The organism is Synechococcus sp. A15-62 (assembly GCF_014280075.1).
GTDB lineage: Bacteria > Cyanobacteriota > Cyanobacteriia > PCC-6307 > Cyanobiaceae > Parasynechococcus.
Genome location: NZ_CP047950.1, coordinates 2,009,560 through 2,031,665 on the forward strand (window position 1 = coordinate 2,009,560; position 22,106 = coordinate 2,031,665).

Below are 22,106 nucleotides of genomic sequence, written 5' to 3' on the forward strand. Positions count from 1 at the left end.
GGTTGTTCTGAAGGCCCAACCGAAGCTGAGCCCAGTGATCAGAACTTGAAGGTGGTCTGAACCAGGCCACCGAAGACTCCGAGGGACTTGTAGTCGCCGTTGACATTCTGGGTGTTGTCCCCGAGAGGACGGCTCAGCCAGTACAGAGCAGGGGTGATCTTGATGTTGTCGGTGACCTGGAAGCTGTACCAGAGCTCCATGGCATAACCACCATCCGCCACATCACCGCGGTCGACCTTATAAACGAACTGAGGCTGACCCACGGCATAACCCAGGGCGTTGCCTTCGAGGAAGACATCGTTCCAGGTCAGACCCACCATCCAGCTGGCCATGGCTCGCTTGTTGGTGTTGTCGTTCCAGACATCGTTGCCGTTGAGGTAAGAGGCACCAACACCGGCGCTGATCGACGGCATCCAACCGGAGTCCTCAGGACGCCAGAAGCCGTGAAAAGACCAGCTGTGGCTATCGGCGTTGGTGCGCTCGTCAGCGTCACCGACGGTGCAAGGGGTGCCATAAGAGTCGTCCATGGCGAACCGGGTACCGGTGCGGAACCTGGCACCACACTGGCCGTAGCGATAACCGGCGGCCAAGCCCCACTGCTGGTTGCCGAAGGCAATCTGCGTGGTGATGTTGCCTTCTGAGTTGTCGGTCATGAAGCCACCCGTGTTGGGGTTGCTATCACTAGCCTCACCGTAATCAGCCACATAACTAGCGGCCAATGTGAAATAAGGATCACCCTTCTCCATTTGCTTACGATTGCTGTAAAAGACACCAAAACCGCCGCCGGTCTCCTTGTTCCAGACGCCGGGGGTCCCCAGGGAACCACCAAAGAAATCAAGGACCTTGTCGCCACCCTTGGCGTAGGCACTGGCCTGATAGCCCATCATCTCGGTGTTACGGGTCAGGGGGCCGACCTGGACGGTGAAGCCGTCACCAAGGGCGAAGCGGTAATAAAAACGATCTATTATTAGGAAATCAGCGGTATTAAAATAGACATTTAGACTCCCTGGCCAAAAAACAAATGGACGAGTTGCGAACGCATTCGACATATTCCCGCCGCGCAGACGGGTGTAAAGCAGATCCTTGCCTCTGAAAGAGGTCTTCAGAGCAAGACGCAGGTCGTAGCTGAAGGAGAAGGCGCCGTAGTCAGCATTGTATTCAGCGCGTGCGCCCTTCTCGCCACCGGTCTTGAAGTCATCGCCAATGGCGCGGGTCGCACCTGCTACCCAGTTGCTTGCGCCACTGATCTTGGTGGTGGTGGAGAACTGGGTTGATTCCAGTTCGCCAACGCGGGCCTCGAGGCCGTCAACACGACCCTTGAGGATGGCCAGCTCGGTTTCGAATTCCTTGAGCAGACGACGCAGCTCGTCGGTCACTTCAGTGATCTTGTCGAGGCAAGCGTTCAGCAGGGCAGCCGCTTCATAGCGGGTCATGGCCCGGTTGCCACGGAAGGTGCCGTTGGGGTAACCGGCGACGCAGCCATAGGTCTCCACCAGGTTGGCCAGAGCCTGATAGGCCCAGTCGGTGGGGTAGACGTCAGAGAACTGGGTGACGCTGGTGACCTGATAAGCGGAAGCCGCGTAATCAGAAACGCCATTGATGTTCAGCTCGGCTGCATTTGCTGCTGTGCTGTTGACAACAGCCAAAGGGGCCATCAGGCCAAGGGCAGCAGGAGCCACCAGCAGTTCTTGGAAAAGCTTCATGGGAGATTCTCACACCAAGAGAAGAGTGCCGGCAAGACATGCCAGATAATTCAGATTAATGGCGCAATTTGCCTCTGTCGATGAGACCAGACCGGCAAAAGAGTTTTTGAGAGTTTAAAAAGACAATTTGCCGAGCGCAATTAACCAAAAAAAAGCTCTCCACCAAGGTGGAGAGCCGAAAGTTCTGAGAAGAACGAGACCCGATGAGGGGCCTCAAATCTATTGATCAGAAGGTGAAAGTGGTCTTAACAATGCCACCAAACACTTCGTCGTCAACGGAATCTTCGTCGTAGATGCCGAAGATTGCGGGAGTGATGGTGATGTTGTCAGACACAGCGAAGCTGTAGAAGGCTTCCCACATCAGGTTGCCCTCTGCATCATCCCAGCTGGGAGCTTCACCAATAGCAGCTCCGAGGGAGTTGCCTTCCATGAAAACATCACTCCACTCAAGGCCCACATACCAAGAATTGATGTCTTCGGACTCGTCCTCGACGTCAGCAAATGAGTAACCAGTGCTGATGGAAGGGATGATGCCAGCTTCACCAGGTGCCCAAGCAGCAGCGACGCTGTAGCCGTGGCGATCAGCTGTTGTGGCAGCTGTTCCGATGGCCAGACCTGCATTTTGCTCGTAGGAATAACCCAACTGAGCCAGGAAGCTGCCTTCGAAGACTTCGCCTTCGTAGAAAAGCTGCCAAGAGGAGGTGGTAGTTCCTGCGTCGGTACCAATACCAACAGAAGAATCGTTGCCGTCAACAGCAACGTAGTTACCACTCAGTTTGAAGCCGCTATCACCAAAGGTGTAGACAGCACCAAGACCGGAACCTGTGTAGGCCAGGTTATTGGTTGTAGGTGCACCACCGTAGGTAAAGAAGTCGAGCAGGAGGTCAGAGGGGTAGAACGTTGCATACCCTGCATACATAGACGCATCGTCAGTACGGACGATGGGACCAGCCGTGACACTCAGGGAGTCGCCGACAGGGAAGGTGTAGAACAAACGTCCAATCTTCACCGTGTCACCGCTGCTCATAGCGGTTTCAACGAAGGTCAGGCCTGTGCCGAAGATCGAGTTGTCGAAATTACCGGAACGCAGAACAGTAGTCAGCTCATCCTTTCCGGTGAAAGAGGTAGCCAACTTCAGACGCAAGTCGTAGTTGAGGGTTAGGGCCTCAGAGCCTTCGATTCCATCTTGAGCACCCATCACCCAAGCGGTGTAACCCTTGAGCTTGGTGGTGGTGGAGAACTGGGTTGCTTCCAGTTCGCCCACGCGGGCCTCGAGGCCATCAACGCGACCCTTGAGGATGGCCAGCTCGGTTTCGAATTCCTTGAGCAGGCGACGCAGCTCGTCGGTCACTTCAGTGATCCGGTCGAGGCAAGCGTTGAGCAGGGCAGCCGCTTCATAGCGGGTCATGGCCCGGTTGCCACGGAAGGTGCCGTTGGGGTAACCGGCGACGCAGCCATAGGTTTCCACCAGGTTGGCCAGAGCCTGATAAGCCCAGTCGGTGGGGTAGACGTCAGAGAACTGGGTGACGCTGGTGACCTGATCAGCGGAAGCCGCGTAATCAGAAACGCCGTTGATGTTCAGCTCGGCGGCATTGGCGCCGGAGGCCAGAAGGCCAAGGGCGGCAGGAGCCACCAGCAGTTGCTGGAAAAGCTTCATTGAATTCCTCACACAGGAAATAGGCGCAACTACGCCATTTCCGAATTTTGAAGGCTGCTCACTGGCCCAACAACGCCGCTTGTGCCGGTCCTTACATCGACATGTATCAGCAAATACAGTTTTGAGCCTGGGTGCTTGCCAAAAACGATGCCCCCGAACGGAAATCCGTTTGGGGGCTCTCGCCGGGTCCACTTTTGCCGCGGAACCGGATGATCAGTCAAAAGGCGCCGTTCAGCCGGCGTTCTCCGCGATCAGCAGACCCTGGGTCAAACAACTGGAAATCATGGACACCTCCTCCTGAAGGATTGTGAATGCCGGCAACGCCTTCGGAATTGTGACCACCCCCCGAAGGAAGCGTTCACCTCTCCACGCCACTGCATCCTGAACACCCGGACCATACTCAGTTTTTGACGTGATGAGGGGCATCCATGCGCTCCGGCTCAGCTCCTGAACCAGCCCCCTGGGTCGCATGGGCAGGGCTGGGCTTGGCCGCTGCTGTGCTGGCCCTGATCGGCCTCGGGGATCTCCCCCTGCGGGACTTCGATGAAGCCACCGTGGCCCGGGTGGCCCTCGAACTGCGCCATGGGCTCGGGGAAGCCCCATTGCTGCCCACCCTCTGGGACAAGCCCTACCTCAACAAGGCGCCTGGTCTGCACAGCCTGATCGCCCTCGTGACCAGAGCAACAACGCAGTCCGATCAGCTCCCCTCGGAGTGGAGCATCCGCCTTGCACCGGCCGTGCTGTCATGCCTGGTGGTGCCGCTTGGTGGCTGGCTCCAATGGCTGCTGCGGCCTGGGGATCGCTCCAGTGCCCTCGCCACCAGCGTGATCCTGCTGACGCTGTTGCCGGTGGCCCGGCACGGACGCCTGGCCATGTTGGATGGCACCCAGCTGACGGCCATGGCTCTGCTTTGGCTGGCCCTGCTGCAGCTCAACCGCAGCCGCTGCAGCGCACTCTGGGGAGCCGTCGCCGGCCTGATGGCCAGCGCCATGCTGCTGCTCAAAGCCCCGCTGCTGGTGCCCGCGGCGGTGGCCGCCGGTTTGGCGCTGGCCTGGGGCCAGGAATGGAAAAGTTGGAACAACCGCTCTGCAGCCTGGCTCGGAATGATGCTGGGCCTGGCACCCGGAGTTGGCTGGCATCTCTGGCATGCACACATCCGGGGGAGCGAAGCACTCTGGCTCTGGGGCGGAGATGGCGCTGGGAGGGTGCTTCTGGATGCTGGAGAAGGCAGTGATCTGGGCTGGCGGGTCCCGCTGATCGAAGTGCTGGAGGGGGGCTGGCCCTGGCTGCCGCTGCTGCCCTTCGCCCTGGTCTGGGCCTGGCGGTGCCGTCAAAGTCGCTGGGGCCGCTGGTCCTTGGCCAGCCTGCTCACCCTGGCCGGGGCCATTCTTCCGCTGCGCACCCAGCTCCCCTGGTACAGCCACCCGCTCTGGCTGCCCATCACTCTTCTTTGTGCTCCGCTGCTGGCCTGGCTGGTGGAGCGACCATTGCCATCCAAGCGTGCACCGGAGAGCCCCAATCCCCCCTGCCGCTGGTTGCTTTTGCGGCTTCCGATGTTCTGGTGCGGGCTCGGACTGCTGCTCCTGCTGCTGGGGCTGGCCAGCTTCAGCAGCATCGGCAGAAGCCTTGTGCCCTATCGCGGCATGGCGGTTGTGCTGGGCCTCGGCTGGTGTGGCGGCGGATGGTGGCTGCGCTCTGCAGCACCACGGCGACGACGCCTTGGGGTGATCAGCCTCAGCTGCGGCAATGTGGCAGCGCTGGCCCTGCTGTTTCACTCCCCCCTGTGGCTGTGGGAGCTCAACGAAACCTGGCCCGTGCAACCGGTGGCAGCCCTGGCCAAAGTCAATCCTGGAAGCGAGATCAAGCTGAAGGGTTACGACGAGCGTCCCAGTCTCAACTGGTACGCCGAACAACGCGTTGAGCGTTTCAAAGGTGGCCCAGGCCGCCGTCTCAGCGACAAGCCGCAGAAGGACTGCATCACCGAAGGCCAAGCGGGGCGATGGACCCTGGCCGACTGTCGGTAGCCTGAGCCCGACTGGAGCGCACTGTGTCGTCCACCGCGGAACGTGAAGGACCGACAAGCCACAGCGGCCTGTCCATCGTGCTGCCCACATTCAATGAAGGTGGTTCCATCCGCCAGGTGATCGAATCCCTGCTGCACCTGGGGACGGATCATCCGCTCGAAATCCTGATCGTCGATGACGATTCCCGCGATGGCACCCCCGATCTGGTTCGCGCCCTGGCCCGCCAGGACCCCAGGATCCGGATCATCCAACGCGTGGGACGCTCCGGACTGGCCAGCGCCATCAAAGAAGGCCTGATCGCAGCCCTCTATCCCATCGCCGTGGTGATGGACAGCGACGGTCAGCACGAACCGGCCTCCGTTGGCGAGGCCGTGCAGCTCCTGGATCAAAAAGGACTAGACCTTGTGGCCGGGAGCCGCTTCCTCGATCACTCCGAAATCCGAGGCCTCAGCGATCGACGCACCGACGGTTCCACCCTCGCCAACCGTCTGGCCCGTTGGAGCCTGCCCAGGTCCTACCGGCACCTGAGCGATTGCATGAGCGGCTTCATCGTGCTGCGCCTCGACCGCTGCCTGCCGCTGGTGCGTCAGGTGGACGTGAACGGTTTCAAGTTTTTCTACGAACTCCTTGCCATAAGCCGCGGCCGCTTGCAGGTGGGAGAAATTCCGCTGCGCTTTCAGCCGCGGCTGCATGGCAGCTCCAAGCTCGATCTCGCCGTCCTCTGGGACTTCGTCGTCTCCCTGATTCACACCGCAACCCTGCGGCTGCTGCCGCGCAGGGCCATCAGCTTCGGGCTTGTGGGCGCCTCCGGCGTGGTGGTGCAGTTGCTGTCCACAGCACTGCTGATGGGACTGTTCAACCTGGCGTTTCAACAGGCGCTTCCGGTGGCGGTGATCACCGCCGCAAGCTCGAACTATCTGGTGAACAACGCTCTCACCTTCCGCGACCGACGCCAGAGCGGACGGCAATTGATCCAGGGGTTGCTGAAATTCCTGCTGGTGGCCTCCCTGCCGGCACTTGCCAACGTTGGCCTGGCCACCAGCTTCTACACCCTCATCCAGGCCCATGCGCTCTGGGCCCAACTGGCGGGCATTGTTGTCGTCTACGTCTGGAACTATGCGGCCTCATCCCGCTTTGTCTGGAACAGCCCCTAGGCGGGCCTGGCTGCCCATCGCCCTGGGAAGCCTGCTGCGGCTGGTGCAGATCTGGATGCCGGTGTTGGGTGTTCACAGCTGGCGGCAGGCCGATACCGCTGCCATGGCCAGGCATTTCAGCCTGGCGGGCACACCGATCTGGCTGCCGCAGGTCGACTGGGGGGGTGCGAGTGCCGGTTTTGTGGAATCGGAATTTCCCCTCTACCCCTTTCTGGTGAGCCGCCTCTACGGCCTGGTCGGCCTGCACGAGTGGCTTGGCCGCGGTTTATCGGTGTTCTGCAGCGCCTTGACCATCTGGCTGGTGATGCGTCTGGGCCGGCGTTGGTTCAATCCCGAAGCCGGTTGGTGGGCGGGCCTGGCCTTTGCCATCGCACCGTTGGGGGTGTATTTCGGGCGCGCCTTTCAGGCCGAAGCCCTGTTGCTGCTTTGTGCCGCAGGGGCCCTGGAGAGCCTGAGCCTCTGGCGTGAGCGACGCTTGCCCTGGGCCCTGGCCCTGAGCTGGGTGTGCTTCACCAGTGCTGGCCTGATCAAGGTGATTCCACTGCTCTGGTTGGGGCTGCCCCTGCTGATGGTGCAGCTCAGCTCCAACCCTCAAGGCCAGGCCCCACCCCAGCAGACCCTGCCGAGCCGCGTGCTTCGTCTGCTGGGGCGACCGGGCTTCTGGCTTTACAGCGGCACCAGCCTGATGGCGATCGCCGGCTGGTACTGGCATGCCCATCAACTGGGACAGGCCAGTGGGCTGAGCTTCGGGTTCTGGGGATCGGGCGCCGATCGCAGCAGCATCAGTCTCCTGCTGGACCTCAACGGCTGGATCAACCTGCTGCTGCGGGTGAGTCTGCGGCTCCTGGCCCTGGTGGGACTGCCGTTCCTGCTGATCGGCCTCAGGGCGTGCTGGAGCAGCGGCAGCGGGCAGATTGCGATCAGCGGCTTGGTGGGGGTGCTGCTCTGCACGATCGCCACCATGCGCTCGAGCACGATTCACGAGTACTACCAGCTGCCGCTGCTTCTGTTCAGTTCCCCCTTGATCGGCTTGGGCTGGCAGACCTGGCGCCAGCGGCGGCCCCGCTGGCAGCCTCGGCTGTTGATCGGCCTTGCCCTGGTTGTGAGCCTCACGGTGCTCTCCCTGGATTACTGGGCGGTGGAGCATCGCCAGCGAGAGGCATGGATGCCATTGGCCCTCACCATCCGCAGGGATCTGCCCAGCGATGCTCGGATTGTGAGTGTCACCAGCACCGACCCAACCCTGCTCAACCTGGCCCGCCGTCAGGGCTGGCTGATCTCCAGCAAACAACTGACGCCGGAGCGACTGCAGCGCTGGAAACGGGCTGGAGCCAGCCATCTGGCCGGCAGCTTCCTATGGGACAAGACCTACCGGCCAATGCCGAAGCGGCGGCAACAGCGTCTGCGGGAGATGGTGGAGGAAAGCCCCCGCGCCTGGGTAGACGCTGGCAGCCAGACCTATCTGATTCCGATCGATGACCTCCAGCCCGAGCGCTGACTCCAGGCCATCGCAGCCGCGGAGCTTTCCCCCGCAGCTGCTGGCGCTGTGCGCATGGCTGGGCCTGCTGCTCTGGGGCGTTGCGGCGACACGCCATGGCCTGCTCCAGAGCAATGCCTACGACCTGGGACTGTTCGATCAATGGGCCTGGCTGATCGGTTCGGGAGCGGCACCGATCTCCTCAATGGAACAGGTGCATGTGCTGGCCGACCATGGGGCCTGGATGCTTTATCTGGCCGGTGCGGCCTATCGGATCCTGCCCAGCATCCATTGGCTCCTGGCCAGTCAGGCCCTGGCCCTGAGTTGCACCGCACTGCCGATCTGGTGGCTGGCGGAGCAGGCGGGACTGACCCGACGACGCTGCTGGCTGGTCTGCGCGCTGTGGTGGCTGCAGCCAGTGGTGTTCAACGCCGCACTGTTTGATTTCCACCCTGAAACCTGGGTAATGCCGGCCTTCGCCCTGGCACTCTGGGCCGAGCGCGAAGGCCGCCCCCGGCTCTGGTTTGGCTTGCTGCTGCTGATGCTGGGCTGCCGCGACGGCCTGGTGCTGGCTACAGCAGGCATGGCCATCGATCTTGCGTGCCGGCGACGTTGGCGGTGGAGCCTGGCGGCGGGAGGCCTCAGCATCGGCTGGCTGCTCCTGCTCAGCCGTTGGCTGTACCCGCTGCTCCGGGATGGCGAAGGCCCCAAGGCTGCAGCGCGGATGTTCAGCCACTTAAACGGCGGGCCGATCAGCGTTCTCAGTGGCCTGGATTGGAGCGGCGGTGCTGAGTATCTGCTTCTGCTTTGTCTGCCCTGCATCGCCCTTTGGCGGCGGGCTTCCCTCAGCACGTTGCTGATCGGACTGCCGTTGGTGCTGGTGAATCTGCTCTCGGCATCCGCCAGCTACCGCACCCTGGTGCATCACTACAGCCTGCCTCTAGCGGTGGTGGCCGTTGTGGCCTGCATCGATGGCCTGCGGTGGCAGCCCCAACCCCAGCGGGGCTTTCCCTGGATGCTGTGCTGGGCCATGGCCTGTTGGCTGGCGCTGGCCAAGCCCTGGTTCTTTTCCGGGCCCTACCTGGCTCGAATACCCCAACTCAAAGCCGTCGAGGAGGCCCAGGCTCTGATCCAACCGCAGGATGCCGTGCTCACCACCAGCTATCTGGTGCCGCAACTGAGCCAGCGAACCACCGTTGGTTTCCCCAAGAACAAGCAGAGCACGCTCGTCGATACTGGCTCCTGGAACGTGCTGCTGCTCAATCCCCCGGACCCCGGCTGGGGATCAAGCCGCAAGGTGCAGGAACGGTTGCTCACTCAAGCCAGGGACAGGAATTGGAGCTGCCGGAGCTGGCCAACGGGCCTGGAACTGTGTCGGGCGCCTGCCGCTGCAATACAACAGCCCCGCCCTGGCAATGCAGCAAGCGGTAATCGCCCGCTGCCGTGAGTTTCCGCAGTTCCCGCTGAATGCGCTGCTGTTTGTTGCGCGACCCCTTGAACACTGGAGCCAATGGCGTGTGATAGCCGGGCAGGGCCACTACCCAATCCACGGGTTGGATACGTCCGTCGCGATCGCGGTACTCAACATGCCGAGGGAAACGAATCGCCGCCTCCCGTTGGGCCAACAACGGCAGCAAAGGCGTATCGGCAGCAACGCTGGCATCCGCTGGTATCAGCGCCACGGCCTGTAAAGCGGCCTGGCGGCGGTGCAGCATTTGCTGAGGAGACACGTAAGCCCACGGGGAAAAGCTGTCGGGAATGACAGCCGAAAGGGTGCGGTGAGGGTTCCCCACCAGCGTGAGCACAAGGCCAAGCGACAGGGCCGCGGTCCAACAACGACGCAGCCAGGGCTTCGACCAGGCCTCCGGGTGACGTTGCCACCAGAGCACAGCACCGAGATAAAGGCCGGGCACCAGAGCCAGCACATAGCGCAGGGTCACCGACAAGGCCGATCGCCCCTGGGAGAGCAAAGCAATCAACAGCGGAGCCAGCATCAGCAGAACGGCATCCACCGAAAGCAGGGGCACCAGCACCAGCGGCAAACTCAAGGCCAGCACAAAGCCGAGGGTTGCCCCCGGCGGCGACACCAAGGATTCGAGCAACGCCAAAGGCTGGCGCAGCATGGCCCAAAGCACAGCAACCGTTCCCCCCGACGGGTCATCCACCAGATGGCCGAACTTCTCCTTGAGGAAGCGATCCGACAACGAGGAGTCCACCATCGGCTGAATCCAGCCGGTGACCAACACGACCCAGGCGAAGGACACGAGCATCAATAAGGCTCCGGTGATGCGTTGGTCGGGACGACGCACCAGGGCCCAGAGCCCAAGCGAAAACAACAGCAAGCCACTGTCTTCCCGCACCAACAGCAACAGGGCGCCAAACAGGCACACCCGCCAACGGCAGCCGTCGAGGAGACCTCCCACCACCAGAAAGGCCAACAAGGGCAGCCAAACCAGATCGTGAAAGTTCTCCAAGGCCGGGCCAATCACCGCACCACTGAGGAAGTAGGCGAGGGTGATCCGCTCAGCCAGGGGCCGCGGAAGTCGAGCGTCGGCCAGTCTCCACAGCACCAGACCTGCGCCAGCGAGCAGCCCCACCTGAAGCAACGGCAGCGCCCACATCCCGAACACAGCCACGAGGGGGGCCATCAGCACGGTCAAGACGTTGGCGTGCTGCCCCAGGTGCAAGTAATCGATGGACGGGAGACCATCGCCGACCACCACCGCCCCTGACAAGACCGATGAGAGGCTGCTTTCAAAGGGTCGACCCTGCGCGGTCGCCCAGAGCTCCTGCAGAAACAGGGCTTGGTCATAGGTTGCGCTGAGGCTGAACAGCCGCCAGGCCTGCAGCGCAAAACAGATCAGGGCAAACAGACCCGCCATCGCCAACACCTTGCGTGGCCACCGGGTTGGGGAGGGCGCATCAATGCCGCTGGGTCGACGCATGCAGCCGTCCTTGAAGGATTTTGGGCAGGTTACGGAGCGTCCTGCACGGGGCCAAGCAGCACGCGCGTGCGCAACAACAACAGATAAATCGAGGCATACAGCACCAGCTCACCCCACTCCTGATCCCGATTGAGGATCAGCTCGGAGAAGGTGCGCGTCGCAATACAGAACGCCAGTGCAGAAACCGCCAGAAACAGCGGCCAGCTGTAGACAGCGGGAGTGAGGGCCCGGGTCAAGGCCGCCATCGATTCAGAACAGTGTTTTGTGAGCGCTTGCATCCAGCGCGGCGCCAGAACCACAACAGCCAAAACCCCAAGGGTCGCTAGGAAGGTGCCCAGATCCAATCGATCCTGAAACCAACCGATGTTGTGCAGGGTCGTCTCGTTCTGCGCGTTGATCTCGTTCAACAAGGGCGGGGTCCGCCAACTGAAGATCACCTGCCCCCAGGCGAGCTCCTCCATCAAGACCAGGGCAAGACATGCTGCGCCGAACTGGAACAGCCGCCCGGGACGGCGTTCCTGCAAACGGGCATTTAAGTCGGAGCCAATCAACCAGGCCGCCCGAGTGGCGAGCACCAGCACTAGCACTTGGCTCCACTCCACAAGGCCACCCTCGCCAAACACCAGATTTTTGTAGACGTCGCGGTCCGGCGAGCCGGTCTTCAAGCCCACAACCAGCAGAAGAACAAACAACAGCAGACCCCACACCGCACGGGTACGGCCCTGATGGGCCCATGGATCGGCAACCGACAGCAAACGCAACAGCCCCTGGGAACGGGTCGCCCAGGCCGCCAGTCCCGTGCTCACCCCCGCCACAACACCCCAACCAAGATCAGGGTTGGAACCGCCAGAGGCAGACATCACCAGCTGCACGGCCACCGTCAACAGCGATGCAGCCGCCACCACCAGGAACAATGAAGCGATGGCTGTTTTGAGGGCGCGACCCCGTGTGTAGATCACAGCCACCAACCCGTCCCTTGCGCGAAGCGCAGGTTAAGCAGAGGTTTAGAACCGGAATCTGAGACCGGGGTTCATCCTCCGCACAAGCCAACCGTGATTCAGCAACCCACTGCAGCGAATCCAAGCCAGATCGGAATCATCCCGCTCACGCCACGGTCGATCCGAAAGCTGCTGATGGCCATCACAGCGGGTTTTTTGGTGGCCCACAGCGTCGTGCAAGTGGGCATTTACGGCTTCGGGGCGGAGAAACATTGGCTCGACAGCCTCAACATGGACCGCGAACTCAACCTGCCCACCCTGTTCAGCAGCGCGCTGTTGCTGATGGCGGCCCTGTTGATGAAACGACTGGGGCAGAGCAGCGATCGCATCGCTTCCCAGGACTGGCGTTTGCTGTCGAAGATTTTCATCTTTCTGGCCCTCGACGAAGCCCTCCAGATCCACGAGATCCTGATCATTCCAGGGCTTAGGCGCCAGGTGCACCCTGCTCTGGCATCCACCTGGGTGGTGCCCTACGCCGTTCTCGCCCTCATCCTGCTGTGGCGCTTTCGCCGCTTCCTCGGATCAATCTCCCGACCAACAGCATCACGGTTGCTGCGAGCAGGTGCCGTTTACATCGGCGGTGCCATCGGCATGGAAATGATCGGCAGCTTCGCCGTTCGATCCAGCCTGATCCGCCTGCATAGCCCCTGGTATGGCGCCATCACAGGATTGGAGGAAGCCTTGGAGTTGCTCGGCATCATTTTGCTCATCGATGCACTGTTGCGAGCGCTCCTCGATCAACGCAACAGCATTGATCTCATCCTGCGTCTGGACACGGATTCAGACGACAGCTGAACAAAAAAAAACCGCCCAATTGGGCGGTTGAAGGAAACATCGAACTTTCGATCAGAGGGCGTTACCGCGGGGCAGAACCTCTTCAGGGAAGACGAAGTTTTCGTGCGGCTGGTCAGCCGGTGCCATCCAGGCACGCAGACCTTCATTCAGAAGGATGTTCTTGGTGTAGAAGGTCTCGAATTCGGGATCTTCTGCAGCGCGGATTTCCTGGGACACGAAGTCATAGGCGCGCAGGTTGAGGGCCAGACCGATGATGCCGATGGAGCTGGTCCACAGGCCCATCACAGGCACGAACAGCATGAAGAAGTGCAGCCAGCGCTTGTTGGAGAAGGCGATACCGAAGATCTGGCTCCAGAAGCGGTTGGCGGTGACCATGGAATAGGTCTCTTCTTCCTGAGTGGGCTCGAACGCCTTGAAGGTGTTGGCCTGCTCACCGTCCTCAAACAGGGTGTTTTCCACAGTGGCGCCGTGAATGGCGCAGAGCAGTGCACCGCCGAGGATGCCGGCGACGCCCATCATGTGGAAGGGGTTCAGGGTCCAGTTGTGGAAGCCCTGGAGGAAGAGAAGGAAGCGGAAGATCGCAGCCACACCGAAGGAGGGCGCGAAGAACCAGCTGCTCTGGCCGAGGGGGTACATCAGGAAGACGCTGACGAACACCGCGATCGGACCGGAGAAGGCGATGGCGTTGTAGGGGCGGATGCCGACCAGACGAGCGATCTCGAACTGACGGAGCATGAAGCCAATCAGTGCGAAGGCGCCGTGCAGGGCCACGAAGGCCCAGAGGCCGCCGAGCTGACACCAGCGAACGAAGTCGCCCTGGGCCTCAGGGCCCCAGAGCAGCAGCAGGCTGTGACCCATCGCATCAGCGGGGGTGGACACAGCAGCGGTAAGGAAGTTGCAACCTTCCAGGTACGAGGAGGCAATGCCGTGGGTGTACCAGGAGGTGACAAAGGTGGTGCCTGTCAGCCAGCCACCTATGGCCAGGTAGGCCGTTGGAAGGAGAAGAATGCCGGACCAGCCGACAAAAACGAAGCGGTCGCGCTTGAGCCAGTCATCGAGGACGTCAAACCATCCCCGCTGTGGCGCGCGTCCTACAGCGATCGTCATGAGAGGTGCTTCATGATCCGTTACATGGCCGAGCCTAGGGGGTGATCACCGAAATGGGGCGGCTCCCCGCACCCATTTCGAGGGGATGAGTAGAAATGCGCATTTTTGGACCGACAGGATGCCGGTCCCTCCGCGAAGATGACACATCGCTTCTTTCCAACGCTGTGTACGTCATCGAACTGGCCCTGCGCATGAGTCCTGTCCCGGTGTCTGTTCAGCGCAAGGAGCATGCAGATGCCGATGCGCTTTACCAGCAGATACGCCAAGCCCTCGAGAGCGGCCAGCCGCGTCTTCTCGAGCTCACCTGCGAGAAAGTGGAAGGCAAGAAAGTGACGTTGCTGGTCAGTGAGGTTCTCGCCGTTCAGCTTTATGAAAAGGCTGCGGCGGCGGGTGGCAGCAAGCGTCCCGGCTTTTCCTTTGATTCCTGACACCTCGACCGCCGCATTGAGGGTTAAAGCCGTCAGCCATCGCTGGCCCAACGGCCAACAGGCCCTCAACCGCTGCAACCTGGTCATCCCTGGCCCAGGCCTGTGGATGCTGGTGGGCAGCAATGGAAGCGGCAAAAGCACCCTGTTCCGCCTGATTTCCGGCCTTCTGGAACCCCAGAGCGGACACATCGCCTGCCGCTGCAAAACAGCCCTGGTGTTTCAAAACCCAGACCATCAGCTTTTGCTCCCCAGTTGCGGCAGCGATCTGATGCTGGGCATGGACCCTGAGGGGCCGCAACAGCATCGCCAGAGCACCGTGCGCGAGCTACTGGGCCAGCTCGGCCTCGCCCAGCTGGAGAAGAGGCCGATTCACAGCCTCAGCGGCGGCCAGAAACAACGCCTGGCGATTGCCGGAGCCCTGGCGAGTGACGCCGGGCTCTTGCTGCTCGATGAACCGACCGCCCTGCTGGATCCCAGCAGCCAAACAACGGTGCTGACCACCGTGCAACGGCTTTGCAAAGACCCCGTCAACCCGATCACGGCGCTGTGGATTACCCACAGGCTTGGTGAATTGGCCTTCGCTGATGGCGCCGCCCGCATGCAGGACGGTCGGATTGGTCCATGGACCCGGGGAACAGAACTGCAACGGCGCTTGCAGGGCGGCACATTCGAGGGGTAAGGTCTTCGGGTCTCATTCCTCGGTAGCTCAGCGGTAGAGCGGTCGACTGTTAATCGATTGGTCGCAGGTTCGAATCCCGCCCGGGGAGCTTCAAAGCCACAGTTCACGCTGTGGCTTTTTTATTGACGAAAAAAGGAATTTCGTGACGGGGGATTGCCGGAAGCGGAAGACTTCCTAAACAGCCGCCGGCGAAAGACAAGCAAAAAAACCGCCAGATCGCTGTTCCTGAATGCGATTTGCGACAAGCAAGTCCCTTACGGTCCCTTTGCTGAAAATCTGCAGACAGTTGAAAAGCTTGAGAGAATCCGTTCAGCGTTAATCCCTACAGACAAGCGCTCGTTAATTCTCCAGCCGAATTGCCGCCGAACCGATGAAGCCCTGCATCCTGCTAATCGAAGATGACCAGGACATGCGCGACCTGGTCAGCGGCCATCTGGAGCACAGCGGCTTCGATGTGCAGCGCGCCGACGATGGCATCAAGGGTCAGGCTCTTGCTCTCCAGTACACCCCTGATCTGATCCTGCTGGATCTGATGCTGCCCAAGGTGGACGGCCTCACCCTGTGTCAGCGCCTGCGGCGCGACGATCGCACCGCTGGGATTCCGATCCTGATGCTCACGGCTCTTGGCGGCACCAAGGACAAGGTGAGCGGTTTCAACTCAGGAGCCGACGATTACCTGACCAAACCCTTCGACCTGGAAGAGCTTCAGGCGAGGGTCAAAGCTCTGCTTCGTCGCAGTGACCGGGCGCCCGTTGGATCCACCAACCACAACGAAATCCTCAGCTACGGGCCACTCACCCTGGTGCCCGAGCGCTTTGAAGCCATCTGGTTCGATCAACCTGTACGGCTCACCCACCTGGAGTTCGAGCTGCTCCATTGCCTGCTTCAGCGTCACGGTCAGACCGTTGCCCCCTCGTTGATCCTCAAAGAGGTGTGGGGCTACGAGCCCGATGACGACATCGAGACCATTCGTGTGCACGTGAGGCACCTGCGCACCAAGCTGGAGCCCGATCCCCGCAAGCCGCGCTTCATCAAGACGGTGTATGGAGCGGGCTACTGCTTGGAACTTCCGACCAATGCCCAGATGGACGGCCTGGAGGACGTGGTGGCCATGGCCCGCGAAGAGCGCAAGCAGCAGGGCGATCGAGCCTCGGCTTGATCACCCTTAGGCGCCCTAGGAAACGGATGGTGTGAGGTCGAGCAGCGCCACCTCCCAGGCCAAGCGCGGCTGAACGAACGAAAGCAGCTGAGCCCGGAGTGTGTCCAAGCGCTTCAGCCTCGACGCGGAACTGCCGGAACGCCAGAGCCGGTGCTGCCACCAGCCGATCAACCACAGCTGCTGCTCCCCATCAAGGGCTTCGCAGAGATCTCGCGCCAACGCCAGCGCCTCCATTGGGGTTGCGGGAAGCGAATCGAGGCGCTGAACCAACTCCTCGGGCAGACCATCAAGGCTGCGCCGATGGTCGATCAAAGCCCCTGGAGACCCGGCAGCGAGGGCCAGAAGTTCGGGAGCATCGTGAGCCATGGCACCGGTGCGCTCAAGCACCTGTGCCATGGCCTCTTGGTTGAGCCGGAGGAACCGAATCAACTGACACCGGGATCGAATCGTGCTGAGCAGCCGCTCGGGTGCTGACGTCAACAGAATCAGCACCCCATGGCCGGGTTCCTCCAGCGTTTTCAGCAGGGCATTGGCCGCCGCTTCCGCCATCGCCTCGGCGGCCTCAATCACGACCATGCCGCGCTTCGCCTCCACCGGCTGCCGGGCCAGACAGCGACCGATGTCGCGGATCTGCTCCAATCGCAACTGGGGCGGGGTGCGGCGGCTGAGCCCCGCTTCCTCGGCTTCGGCGCGGGTCAGCAAACGGCCCTGATGCTGATACGTGGGTTCGACCCAAAGCAGGTCAGGGTGATTGCGCTCCAACAGGCGTCGGCGTTCCCGCACCGAGGGCTGACCATCGGCCAGCAGTCCCTCAAGAAAACGCACCGCCGCCAACTGGCGTCCCACCCCTTCAGGGCCGGCAAAGAGGTAGGCCGGGGCCACGCGTCCCTGGGCCAAGGCTGCAGAGAGCAGATCAACGGCAAGGGGCTGGCCGATCAGATCCTCAAAAAGCGCGCTCAAGCCAGATGCTCCTGAAGCTGATGTTCCAAAGCAGCACGCACAGCACTGGCTGACTGATCTGCAGCGATTGCGCACCAGTAGCGCTGCTCAGCCAACTGGGCAAAACCCTGCGCAACCCGCTCCAGGAATGCGGCTCCCTCGGCTTCGATGCGGTCCTCCTTGTCCCCGAGACGACGCTGCAGGCTCTCTTGAACGGAAAGGCGCAGCCACAGGGTGAGATCGGGCTGCAGCCCCGCGGTGGCGATCTGTTCGAGCCGCTGAATCAAGTCCCGATCCAAACCACGGCCATAGCCTTGATAGGCAAGGGTCGATCCAGAAAAACGATCGCTGATCACCCAATCACCACGCTCCAGAGCAGGACGGATCAACGTTTCAACATGCTGCGCCCGATCGGCGGCATACAGCAAAAGTTCAGCGGTGGGAGCTGGTGCCTCCTGGTCTGACGTGTGCAGCAGCAGCTCCCGGATCGAGCGCCCCAGGGGAGTGCCTCCCGGCTCACGGGTGCAGACCACAGCAGCGCTCTTCGGCATCAGACCGCTGTTGGGCAACCACTCAACCAGATGCTGGATCTGCGTGGTCTTGCCGCAGCCGTCGATGCCCTCCAGAACGATGAAGCGACCGGTCATGGCAAGCGAAGAGCCAGTGCGTTGAGCACCACAGTGATCGAACTCAGGGCCATCAGCAGCGCCGCCAGCGGGGGCGACAACAGCACCCCATGGCTGGGGAGCAGAGCACCGGCGGCGACCGGGAGAACAATGAGGTTGTAACCGAAGGCCCAGAACAGGTTCTGCCGCACCTTCACAAGGGTGCGGCGCGCCAGGCTGAGGGCCTCAGGCAGATTGTCGAGGCGATCGCCAAGCAACACCAGGCCAGCCGAGTCCTGAGCGATCTGGGTGCCGGTGCCGATGGCAATCCCAAGATCAGCCGCGGCCAGCGCCGGAGCATCGTTGATGCCGTCGCCCACCATCGCCACCCGCTCCGCCTGCCGCAGCTGCTCGAGGCGTTGCAGCTTCTGCTCCGGCAGCATCTGCCAGCCCAGATCCTGGGCAGCAAAGCCCAGCTGCTGACCAAGGCGCTGAACAGCGGCCTGCCGATCACCACTGAACACCGAAAGCGCCAGACCGTGAGAGCGCAGGCGTTGCAGTGCCGGAGCCACATCCGGACGCAGCTGATCCTCGATCTGCACCAGGCCCATCAGGGCATCTCCCACCGCCACAGCCACCACCGAGCCTTCAGCGGCGGCAAGCCAGTCCTGGGCTGCGGGGACGATGGCAACACCCTTCTCCACCAACCAGTCGGGCTTGCCCACAAGAACCCGAGAGGAGGCACCATCCACGTGGCCCTCCAGACCCTGGCCGGAAACGGTGCGAACGTCGTCGCAGTCCAGCAGAGCCAGCTTCCGGCCCTGGGCCTCCTGCAGCAGGGCATAGGCCAAGGGATGTCGGCTGCTTTGCTCCAGGCTGGCCGCGAGCTGCAACAAATGATCCGGGTCGTCCCCGTAAACATCGGTCACCAGGGGGCGACCCAAGGTGAGGGTGCCGGTCTTGTCGAAGACCACATGCTCCAAAGCGGCGGCGGTTTCGATCACATCTCCACCGCGGAACAGCCAGCCGCGCCGTGCCGCCAGGCCGGTAGCCACGGTGATCACGGTGGGGGTCGCCAGACCGAGGGCACAGGGGCAGGCGACCACCAGAACCGCGATCGACAGTTGCAGGGCCAGACCCATCGGGGTGCTGGCTCCACTGCCCAAGCCACTGTGATGCATGCCATGGCCATGGTCCACTCCATGGGACATCTCATGGGTCATGGGCATCCCAGGTGCTGAAGCCTGCAGAACCTCAGGCCAGTGCTGGGCCCCGAACAACCACCAGAACAGAAAGGTGGCGACGGCCAAGGCGATCACGCCGTAGCAGAAGCGCCCTGCCACACGATCGGCCAGGCCCTGGATGGGCGCCCGACGGGCCTGGGCCTGCTCCACCAGACGAATGATCCGGGCCAGGGCGGTTTCAGCACCGACACGGGTGACCTGCAGCACCAGAGTTGCCTCCAAATTGAGGCTTCCGGAGGACAACTCCGTGCCAGGCTCCGCCTGCATCGGGAGGGGCTCACCGGTGAGGCTGGACACATCAACGGCCGAGGCCCCCTCCAGCACCTCTCCATCCACCGGGATGCGGTCACCGGCCAGGAGCTGGACGGTTTCACCAGGCCTGAGAGCGCCCACGCGCACCTCACGGATCGTCCCGTCGCTCAACAGCAACCGCGCGGTGTCCGGCTGGAGCTGGGCTAGTTGCTGCAGGGCCTGACCGGTCCGAAAACGGGCCCGTTCCTCCAGGAAACGCCCCAGCAGGACGAACCCCAGCAACATCACCGGTTCATTGAAAAAGCAGGGCCAACCCACCTGGGGCCAGACCAAGGCCACGAGGCTGGCCACATAGGCACTGCTTACCCCCAGGCCCACAAGGGAATCCATGCTGGGAGTTCCTACTCGAGCGGCCGCAACTCCACCCACCAGGATTGGACGGCCCGGTCCGAGGAGCGCCACCGTGGCCAGCGTGGCGTGGAAAGGCAGGGTGCCGATCAGAGGCAGCGACAGATGCCCTGCCTCGCTGACATGTCCCAGAACCGACAGCAACAGCAGCACCAAGGCCACCATCAGCTGTCGCCATTGCTGCCACCAGCCCGGCAGCACCTGCCCGGCAGCCATCCCTCCAATCGGCGCATCCAGGGAACGCTCCTTGGCTGGAAAGCCCCTGTCTGCAAGGGCTTTCAAGACACCATCGACATCGCTCTCACCGGCGGTGAGATCGAGCCAGGCCGAGCGGCTGACCAGATTCACATCGGCGCGCTGGACACCGGGCTGATCTAAGAGGGTGGTTTCCACGGCGCGGACGCAACCGCCGCACTTCATCCCTTCCACATCCAGGACGACGGTCTGAACCGCAGGGCTCACAGGTGTTTACGCAACAGGGATCTTTACGAGCAGGCTAGGTCGGGCTCGGGTCCCGTCAGGATGGGTGTCCGTCCGCCGGAGCGCCGTGCCCCGCAGCAACCGCAACGACAACTTCATTGACAAGAGCTTCACGGTGATGGCGGACCTGATCGTCAAGCTGTTGCCGATCAATGCCCGCTCCAAGGAGGCCTACGTCTATTACCGGGATGGCCTCTCGGCCCAGAACGATGGTGACTACGCCGAAGCGCTGGAGAACTACGAGGAAGCCCTGAAGCTTGAGGAGAACTCCACCGACCGGAGCGAAACCCTCAAAAACATGGCCATCATTTACATGTCCAACGGCGAGGAGGAGCGGGCGATCGAGACGTACCGCAAGGCTCTCGAGGAAAACCCGAACCAGCCCTCCTGCCTGAAGAACATGGGGCTGATCTACGAAAAGTGGGGCCGCATCGCCGAGGAGGGCGGTGAGCAGGACTCAGCGGATCGCTGGTTTGACCAGGCCGCTGATGTCTGGACCCAGGCCGTGCGCCTCAATCCCGGCGGTTACCTCGATATCGAGAACTGGCTGAAGTCCACGGGCCGCAGCAACGTCGACGTTTACTTCTGAATCAGTCCTGGTCAGGCTGCACGGCCTGACCGAGTGCCAGCACCAGGGCCTCGGTGACGCTGTCGGCCTCCAGCAGAGCCAGATCCAAACCCGAAGCCAGATCGCTCAGGCCACTGCCCCGGGGAACGACGGCCCGCTGGAACCCCAGCCGGGCCGCTTCCTGGATCCGAAGCTCCAGCTGCCCCACAGGGCGCAACTGCCCCCCCAAACCAAGCTCGCCGATTAACACCGTGCCCGCAGGCAGGGTGAGATCCCTGAAGCTGGCCACCACCGCTGCCGCCACCCCCAGATCCGCCGCAGGTTCCTCCACCTCCAGGCCACCGGCGACGGCGAGGTAGCAGTCGAAGCGGGAGAGCGGCAGCCCCATGTGCTTCTCCAGCACCGCCAGGATCTGGTGCAGACGGTTGGTGCCGATCCCTGTCGCCGTGCGGCGCGGACTGGCATAGCTGGTGACGTTCACCAAGGCCTGCAGATCCACCACCAACGAGCGCGTGCCTTCACAGGCCACGATCGTGGCGACACCGGAGGCGCGGGCATCGCTGAGGAACAGCTCACTAGGGTTGCCCACCTCGGCCAGGCCACCGCTCTGCATCTCAAACAAACCCAACTCATGGGTGGCACCGAAGCGGTTCTTGACGGCCCGCAGCAGACGATGACTGGCGAAGCGATCCCCCTCAAAGGTGAGCACCGCATCCACGAGGTGTTCCAACACCTTCGGGCCGGCCAACATGCCTTCCTTGGTGACATGGCCCACCAACAACAACGAAATGTTCTGGCGTTTCGCCAGCCGTTGCAGAGCAGCCGCACATTCACGCACCTGACCGACCGACCCCGGCGCACTGGTGAGATTGGCGTCATGCAACGCCTGAATGCTGTCGATGATCGCCACAGCGGGGCGCAGGGCCTCCAGCTCCTCCAGCACCAGTTCCAGATCGGTTTCGGCCAGCAACTGCAGCTCCGACGCCCCCCCGGCAAGCCGCTGCCAGCGCAGCTTCACCTGCTGGGCTGATTCCTCAGCACTCACATAGAGCACGGATGCACCGGCCGCCATCGCTGAGGCGCTCTGCAGCAGCAATGTGCTCTTGCCAATGCCCGGATCGCCCCCCACGAGCACCAGCGAACCGGGGACCAGACCACCACCCAGAACGCGGTCAAATTCTGCCGACCCGGTGGCCAGCCGCTGCAGCGGCTGATCCTCCAGCGAAGCCATGGCCGTGGACCGTCGCGGCGCAGCCGCCACCTCCGGATCCGGGGCACTGCGGCGGCGACGGCCATCGTCGGCGGGCTGGGATTGCTCCACCAGCGAATTCCAGCTGCCGCACTCCGGGCAACGGCCGAAAAACTGTCGGGCACGGGCTCCACAGACCTGACAGACGAAAACAGCGGTGGATTTGGGCACTGCGAACTGTGAAGAAAGTTGCCGTTGAATGAACGAAGCAGGGGGCTGCCCTTTTATTTGTGGC

The 22,106-nt window shown here is 62.3% G+C and carries 18 protein-coding genes, 1 tRNA gene and 1 pseudogene; 10 read left to right on the forward strand and 10 right to left on the reverse strand.

The genetic code is table 11. The annotated features are described in order from the left end of the window. Nucleotides 1–38 precede the first annotated feature (38 nt). The 3 genes from SynA1562_RS11485 to SynA1562_RS11495 all read right to left on the reverse strand — a co-directional run bounded on the left by SynA1562_RS11485 (nucleotide 39) and on the right by SynA1562_RS11495 (nucleotide 3,786). Entirely contained in the window at nucleotides 39–1,703 is a 1,665-nt protein-coding gene (locus tag SynA1562_RS11485; RefSeq protein WP_186493958.1) for an iron uptake porin, read from the reverse strand. Nucleotides 1,704–1,929: 226 nt separating this feature from the next. Continuing rightward, on the reverse strand, nucleotides 1,930–3,360 hold the full coding sequence (locus SynA1562_RS11490; protein WP_186493959.1) for an iron uptake porin: 1,431 nt from the start codon (nucleotides 3,358–3,360) through the stop codon (nucleotides 1,930–1,932). A 231-nt stretch (nucleotides 3,361–3,591) separates the two neighbouring features. Beyond that, nucleotides 3,592–3,786: a hypothetical protein gene (locus tag SynA1562_RS11495; protein ID WP_186493960.1), complete on the reverse strand. Its 195-nt coding sequence runs from the start codon at nucleotides 3,784–3,786 to the stop codon at nucleotides 3,592–3,594. A 2-nt stretch (nucleotides 3,787–3,788) separates the two neighbouring features. On the opposite strand from SynA1562_RS11495, the gene SynA1562_RS11500 reads away from it, so the two are divergent. Genes SynA1562_RS11500 through SynA1562_RS11515 form a run of 4 tightly spaced genes read left to right on the forward strand, consistent with a single transcriptional unit; the run spans nucleotide 3,789 to nucleotide 9,462 of the window. After that, nucleotides 3,789–5,384, forward strand: coding sequence for a glycosyltransferase family 39 protein (locus SynA1562_RS11500; protein ID WP_186493961.1), 1,596 nt, complete (start codon nucleotides 3,789–3,791; stop codon nucleotides 5,382–5,384). A gap of 23 nt (nucleotides 5,385–5,407) precedes the next feature. Next, on the forward strand, nucleotides 5,408–6,538 hold the full coding sequence (locus SynA1562_RS11505) for a glycosyltransferase family 2 protein (protein ID WP_186493962.1): 1,131 nt from the start codon (nucleotides 5,408–5,410) through the stop codon (nucleotides 6,536–6,538). Continuing rightward, nucleotides 6,501–8,036 carry a glycosyltransferase family 39 protein gene (locus tag SynA1562_RS11510; protein ID WP_255445663.1) on the forward strand — a complete coding sequence of 512 codons (1,536 nt, stop codon included), beginning with the start codon at nucleotides 6,501–6,503 and terminating at the stop codon, nucleotides 8,034–8,036. The genes SynA1562_RS11505 and SynA1562_RS11510 overlap by 38 nt, the downstream gene beginning before the upstream one ends. Beyond that, on the forward strand, nucleotides 8,014–9,462 hold the full coding sequence (locus tag SynA1562_RS11515; protein WP_186493963.1) for a DUF2079 domain-containing protein: 1,449 nt from the start codon (nucleotides 8,014–8,016) through the stop codon (nucleotides 9,460–9,462). Before SynA1562_RS11510 ends, SynA1562_RS11515 begins: the two co-directional genes overlap by 23 nt. Before the next feature lie 7 nt (nucleotides 9,463–9,469). Here SynA1562_RS11515 and SynA1562_RS11520 read toward each other — a convergent pair. Further along, nucleotides 9,470–10,960 (reverse strand): annotated as a pseudogene (locus SynA1562_RS11520) (DUF2079 domain-containing protein); the annotation flags it as partial. Between the two features lie 29 nt (nucleotides 10,961–10,989). After that, entirely contained in the window at nucleotides 10,990–11,925 is a 936-nt protein-coding gene (locus SynA1562_RS11525; protein ID WP_186493964.1) for a pectate lyase, read from the reverse strand. Between the two features lie 87 nt (nucleotides 11,926–12,012). Between SynA1562_RS11525 and SynA1562_RS11530 the strand changes: the two genes are divergently transcribed. Continuing rightward, entirely contained in the window at nucleotides 12,013–12,753 is a 741-nt protein-coding gene (locus tag SynA1562_RS11530; protein WP_255445664.1) for a hypothetical protein, read from the forward strand. Nucleotides 12,754–12,804: 51 nt separating this feature from the next. Here the strand turns inward: SynA1562_RS11530 and psbD are convergent, their stop codons facing one another. After that, nucleotides 12,805–13,860 carry a photosystem II D2 protein (photosystem q(a) protein) gene (gene psbD, locus SynA1562_RS11535; RefSeq protein WP_006851499.1) on the reverse strand — a complete coding sequence of 352 codons (1,056 nt, stop codon included), beginning with the start codon at nucleotides 13,858–13,860 and terminating at the stop codon, nucleotides 12,805–12,807. A 164-nt stretch (nucleotides 13,861–14,024) separates the two neighbouring features. On the opposite strand from psbD, the gene SynA1562_RS11540 reads away from it, so the two are divergent. From SynA1562_RS11540 to SynA1562_RS11555, 4 genes are all read left to right on the forward strand, one after another. Further along, nucleotides 14,025–14,288 (forward strand): hypothetical protein, encoded by a 264-nt coding sequence (locus SynA1562_RS11540; protein WP_186493965.1) that lies wholly within the window; start codon nucleotides 14,025–14,027, stop codon nucleotides 14,286–14,288. Continuing rightward, nucleotides 14,230–14,967: an ABC transporter ATP-binding protein gene (locus SynA1562_RS11545; RefSeq protein WP_370593208.1), complete on the forward strand. Its 738-nt coding sequence runs from the start codon at nucleotides 14,230–14,232 to the stop codon at nucleotides 14,965–14,967. Before SynA1562_RS11540 ends, SynA1562_RS11545 begins: the two co-directional genes overlap by 59 nt. 16 nt (nucleotides 14,968–14,983) lie before the next feature. Further along, nucleotides 14,984–15,055 (forward strand) — tRNA-Asn (locus SynA1562_RS11550). Nucleotides 15,056–15,337: 282 nt separating this feature from the next. Beyond that, nucleotides 15,338–16,126, forward strand: coding sequence for a response regulator transcription factor (locus tag SynA1562_RS11555; protein WP_186493966.1), 789 nt, complete (start codon nucleotides 15,338–15,340; stop codon nucleotides 16,124–16,126). A 15-nt stretch (nucleotides 16,127–16,141) separates the two neighbouring features. Here the strand turns inward: SynA1562_RS11555 and holB are convergent, their stop codons facing one another. From holB to SynA1562_RS11570, 3 genes are read right to left on the reverse strand one after another with little or no spacing between them, the layout of a single operon-like run. After that, complete coding sequence (holB, locus tag SynA1562_RS11560) at nucleotides 16,142–17,086, reverse strand: DNA polymerase III subunit delta' (protein ID WP_186493967.1); 945 nt, start codon at nucleotides 17,084–17,086, stop codon at nucleotides 16,142–16,144. Then, nucleotides 17,083–17,712: a dTMP kinase gene (gene tmk, locus SynA1562_RS11565; protein WP_186493968.1), complete on the reverse strand. Its 630-nt coding sequence runs from the start codon at nucleotides 17,710–17,712 to the stop codon at nucleotides 17,083–17,085. The genes holB and tmk overlap by 4 nt, the downstream gene beginning before the upstream one ends. After that, on the reverse strand, nucleotides 17,709–20,036 hold the full coding sequence (locus tag SynA1562_RS11570) for a cation-translocating P-type ATPase (protein ID WP_186493969.1): 2,328 nt from the start codon (nucleotides 20,034–20,036) through the stop codon (nucleotides 17,709–17,711). Before SynA1562_RS11570 ends, tmk begins: the two co-directional genes overlap by 4 nt. Before the next feature lie 85 nt (nucleotides 20,037–20,121). On the opposite strand from SynA1562_RS11570, the gene SynA1562_RS11575 reads away from it, so the two are divergent. Continuing rightward, nucleotides 20,122–20,643 carry a photosystem I assembly protein Ycf3 gene (locus SynA1562_RS11575; protein ID WP_011365311.1) on the forward strand — a complete coding sequence of 174 codons (522 nt, stop codon included), beginning with the start codon at nucleotides 20,122–20,124 and terminating at the stop codon, nucleotides 20,641–20,643. Between the two features lies 1 nt (nucleotide 20,644). On the opposite strand, the gene radA is transcribed toward SynA1562_RS11575, so the two are convergent. Then, a complete protein-coding gene (gene radA, locus SynA1562_RS11580) occupies nucleotides 20,645–22,042 on the reverse strand; it encodes a DNA repair protein RadA (protein WP_186493970.1) in 1,398 nt (465 codons plus the stop codon). Nucleotides 22,043–22,106 lie beyond the last annotated feature (64 nt).

Coding starts and splice junctions, on each gene's coding strand:
- SynA1562_RS11485 (WP_186493958.1), bottom strand. CDS start 1,703: ATGAAGCTTTTCCAAGAACTGCTGGTGGCTCCTGCTGCCCTTGGCCTG.
- SynA1562_RS11490 (WP_186493959.1), bottom strand. CDS start 3,360: ATGAAGCTTTTCCAGCAACTGCTGGTGGCTCCTGCCGCCCTTGGCCTT.
- SynA1562_RS11495 (WP_186493960.1), bottom strand. CDS start 3,786: ATGCCCCTCATCACGTCAAAAACTGAGTATGGTCCGGGTGTTCAGGAT.
- SynA1562_RS11500 (WP_186493961.1), top strand. CDS start 3,789: ATGCGCTCCGGCTCAGCTCCTGAACCAGCCCCCTGGGTCGCATGGGCA.
- SynA1562_RS11510 (WP_255445663.1), top strand. CDS start 6,501: ATGCGGCCTCATCCCGCTTTGTCTGGAACAGCCCCTAGGCGGGCCTGG.
- SynA1562_RS11515 (WP_186493963.1), top strand. CDS start 8,014: ATGACCTCCAGCCCGAGCGCTGACTCCAGGCCATCGCAGCCGCGGAGC.
- psbD (WP_006851499.1), bottom strand. CDS start 13,860: ATGACGATCGCTGTAGGACGCGCGCCACAGCGGGGATGGTTTGACGTC.
- SynA1562_RS11545 (WP_370593208.1), top strand. CDS start 14,230: ATGAAAAGGCTGCGGCGGCGGGTGGCAGCAAGCGTCCCGGCTTTTCCT.
- SynA1562_RS11555 (WP_186493966.1), top strand. CDS start 15,338: ATGAAGCCCTGCATCCTGCTAATCGAAGATGACCAGGACATGCGCGAC.
- tmk (WP_186493968.1), bottom strand. CDS start 17,712: ATGACCGGTCGCTTCATCGTTCTGGAGGGCATCGACGGCTGCGGCAAG.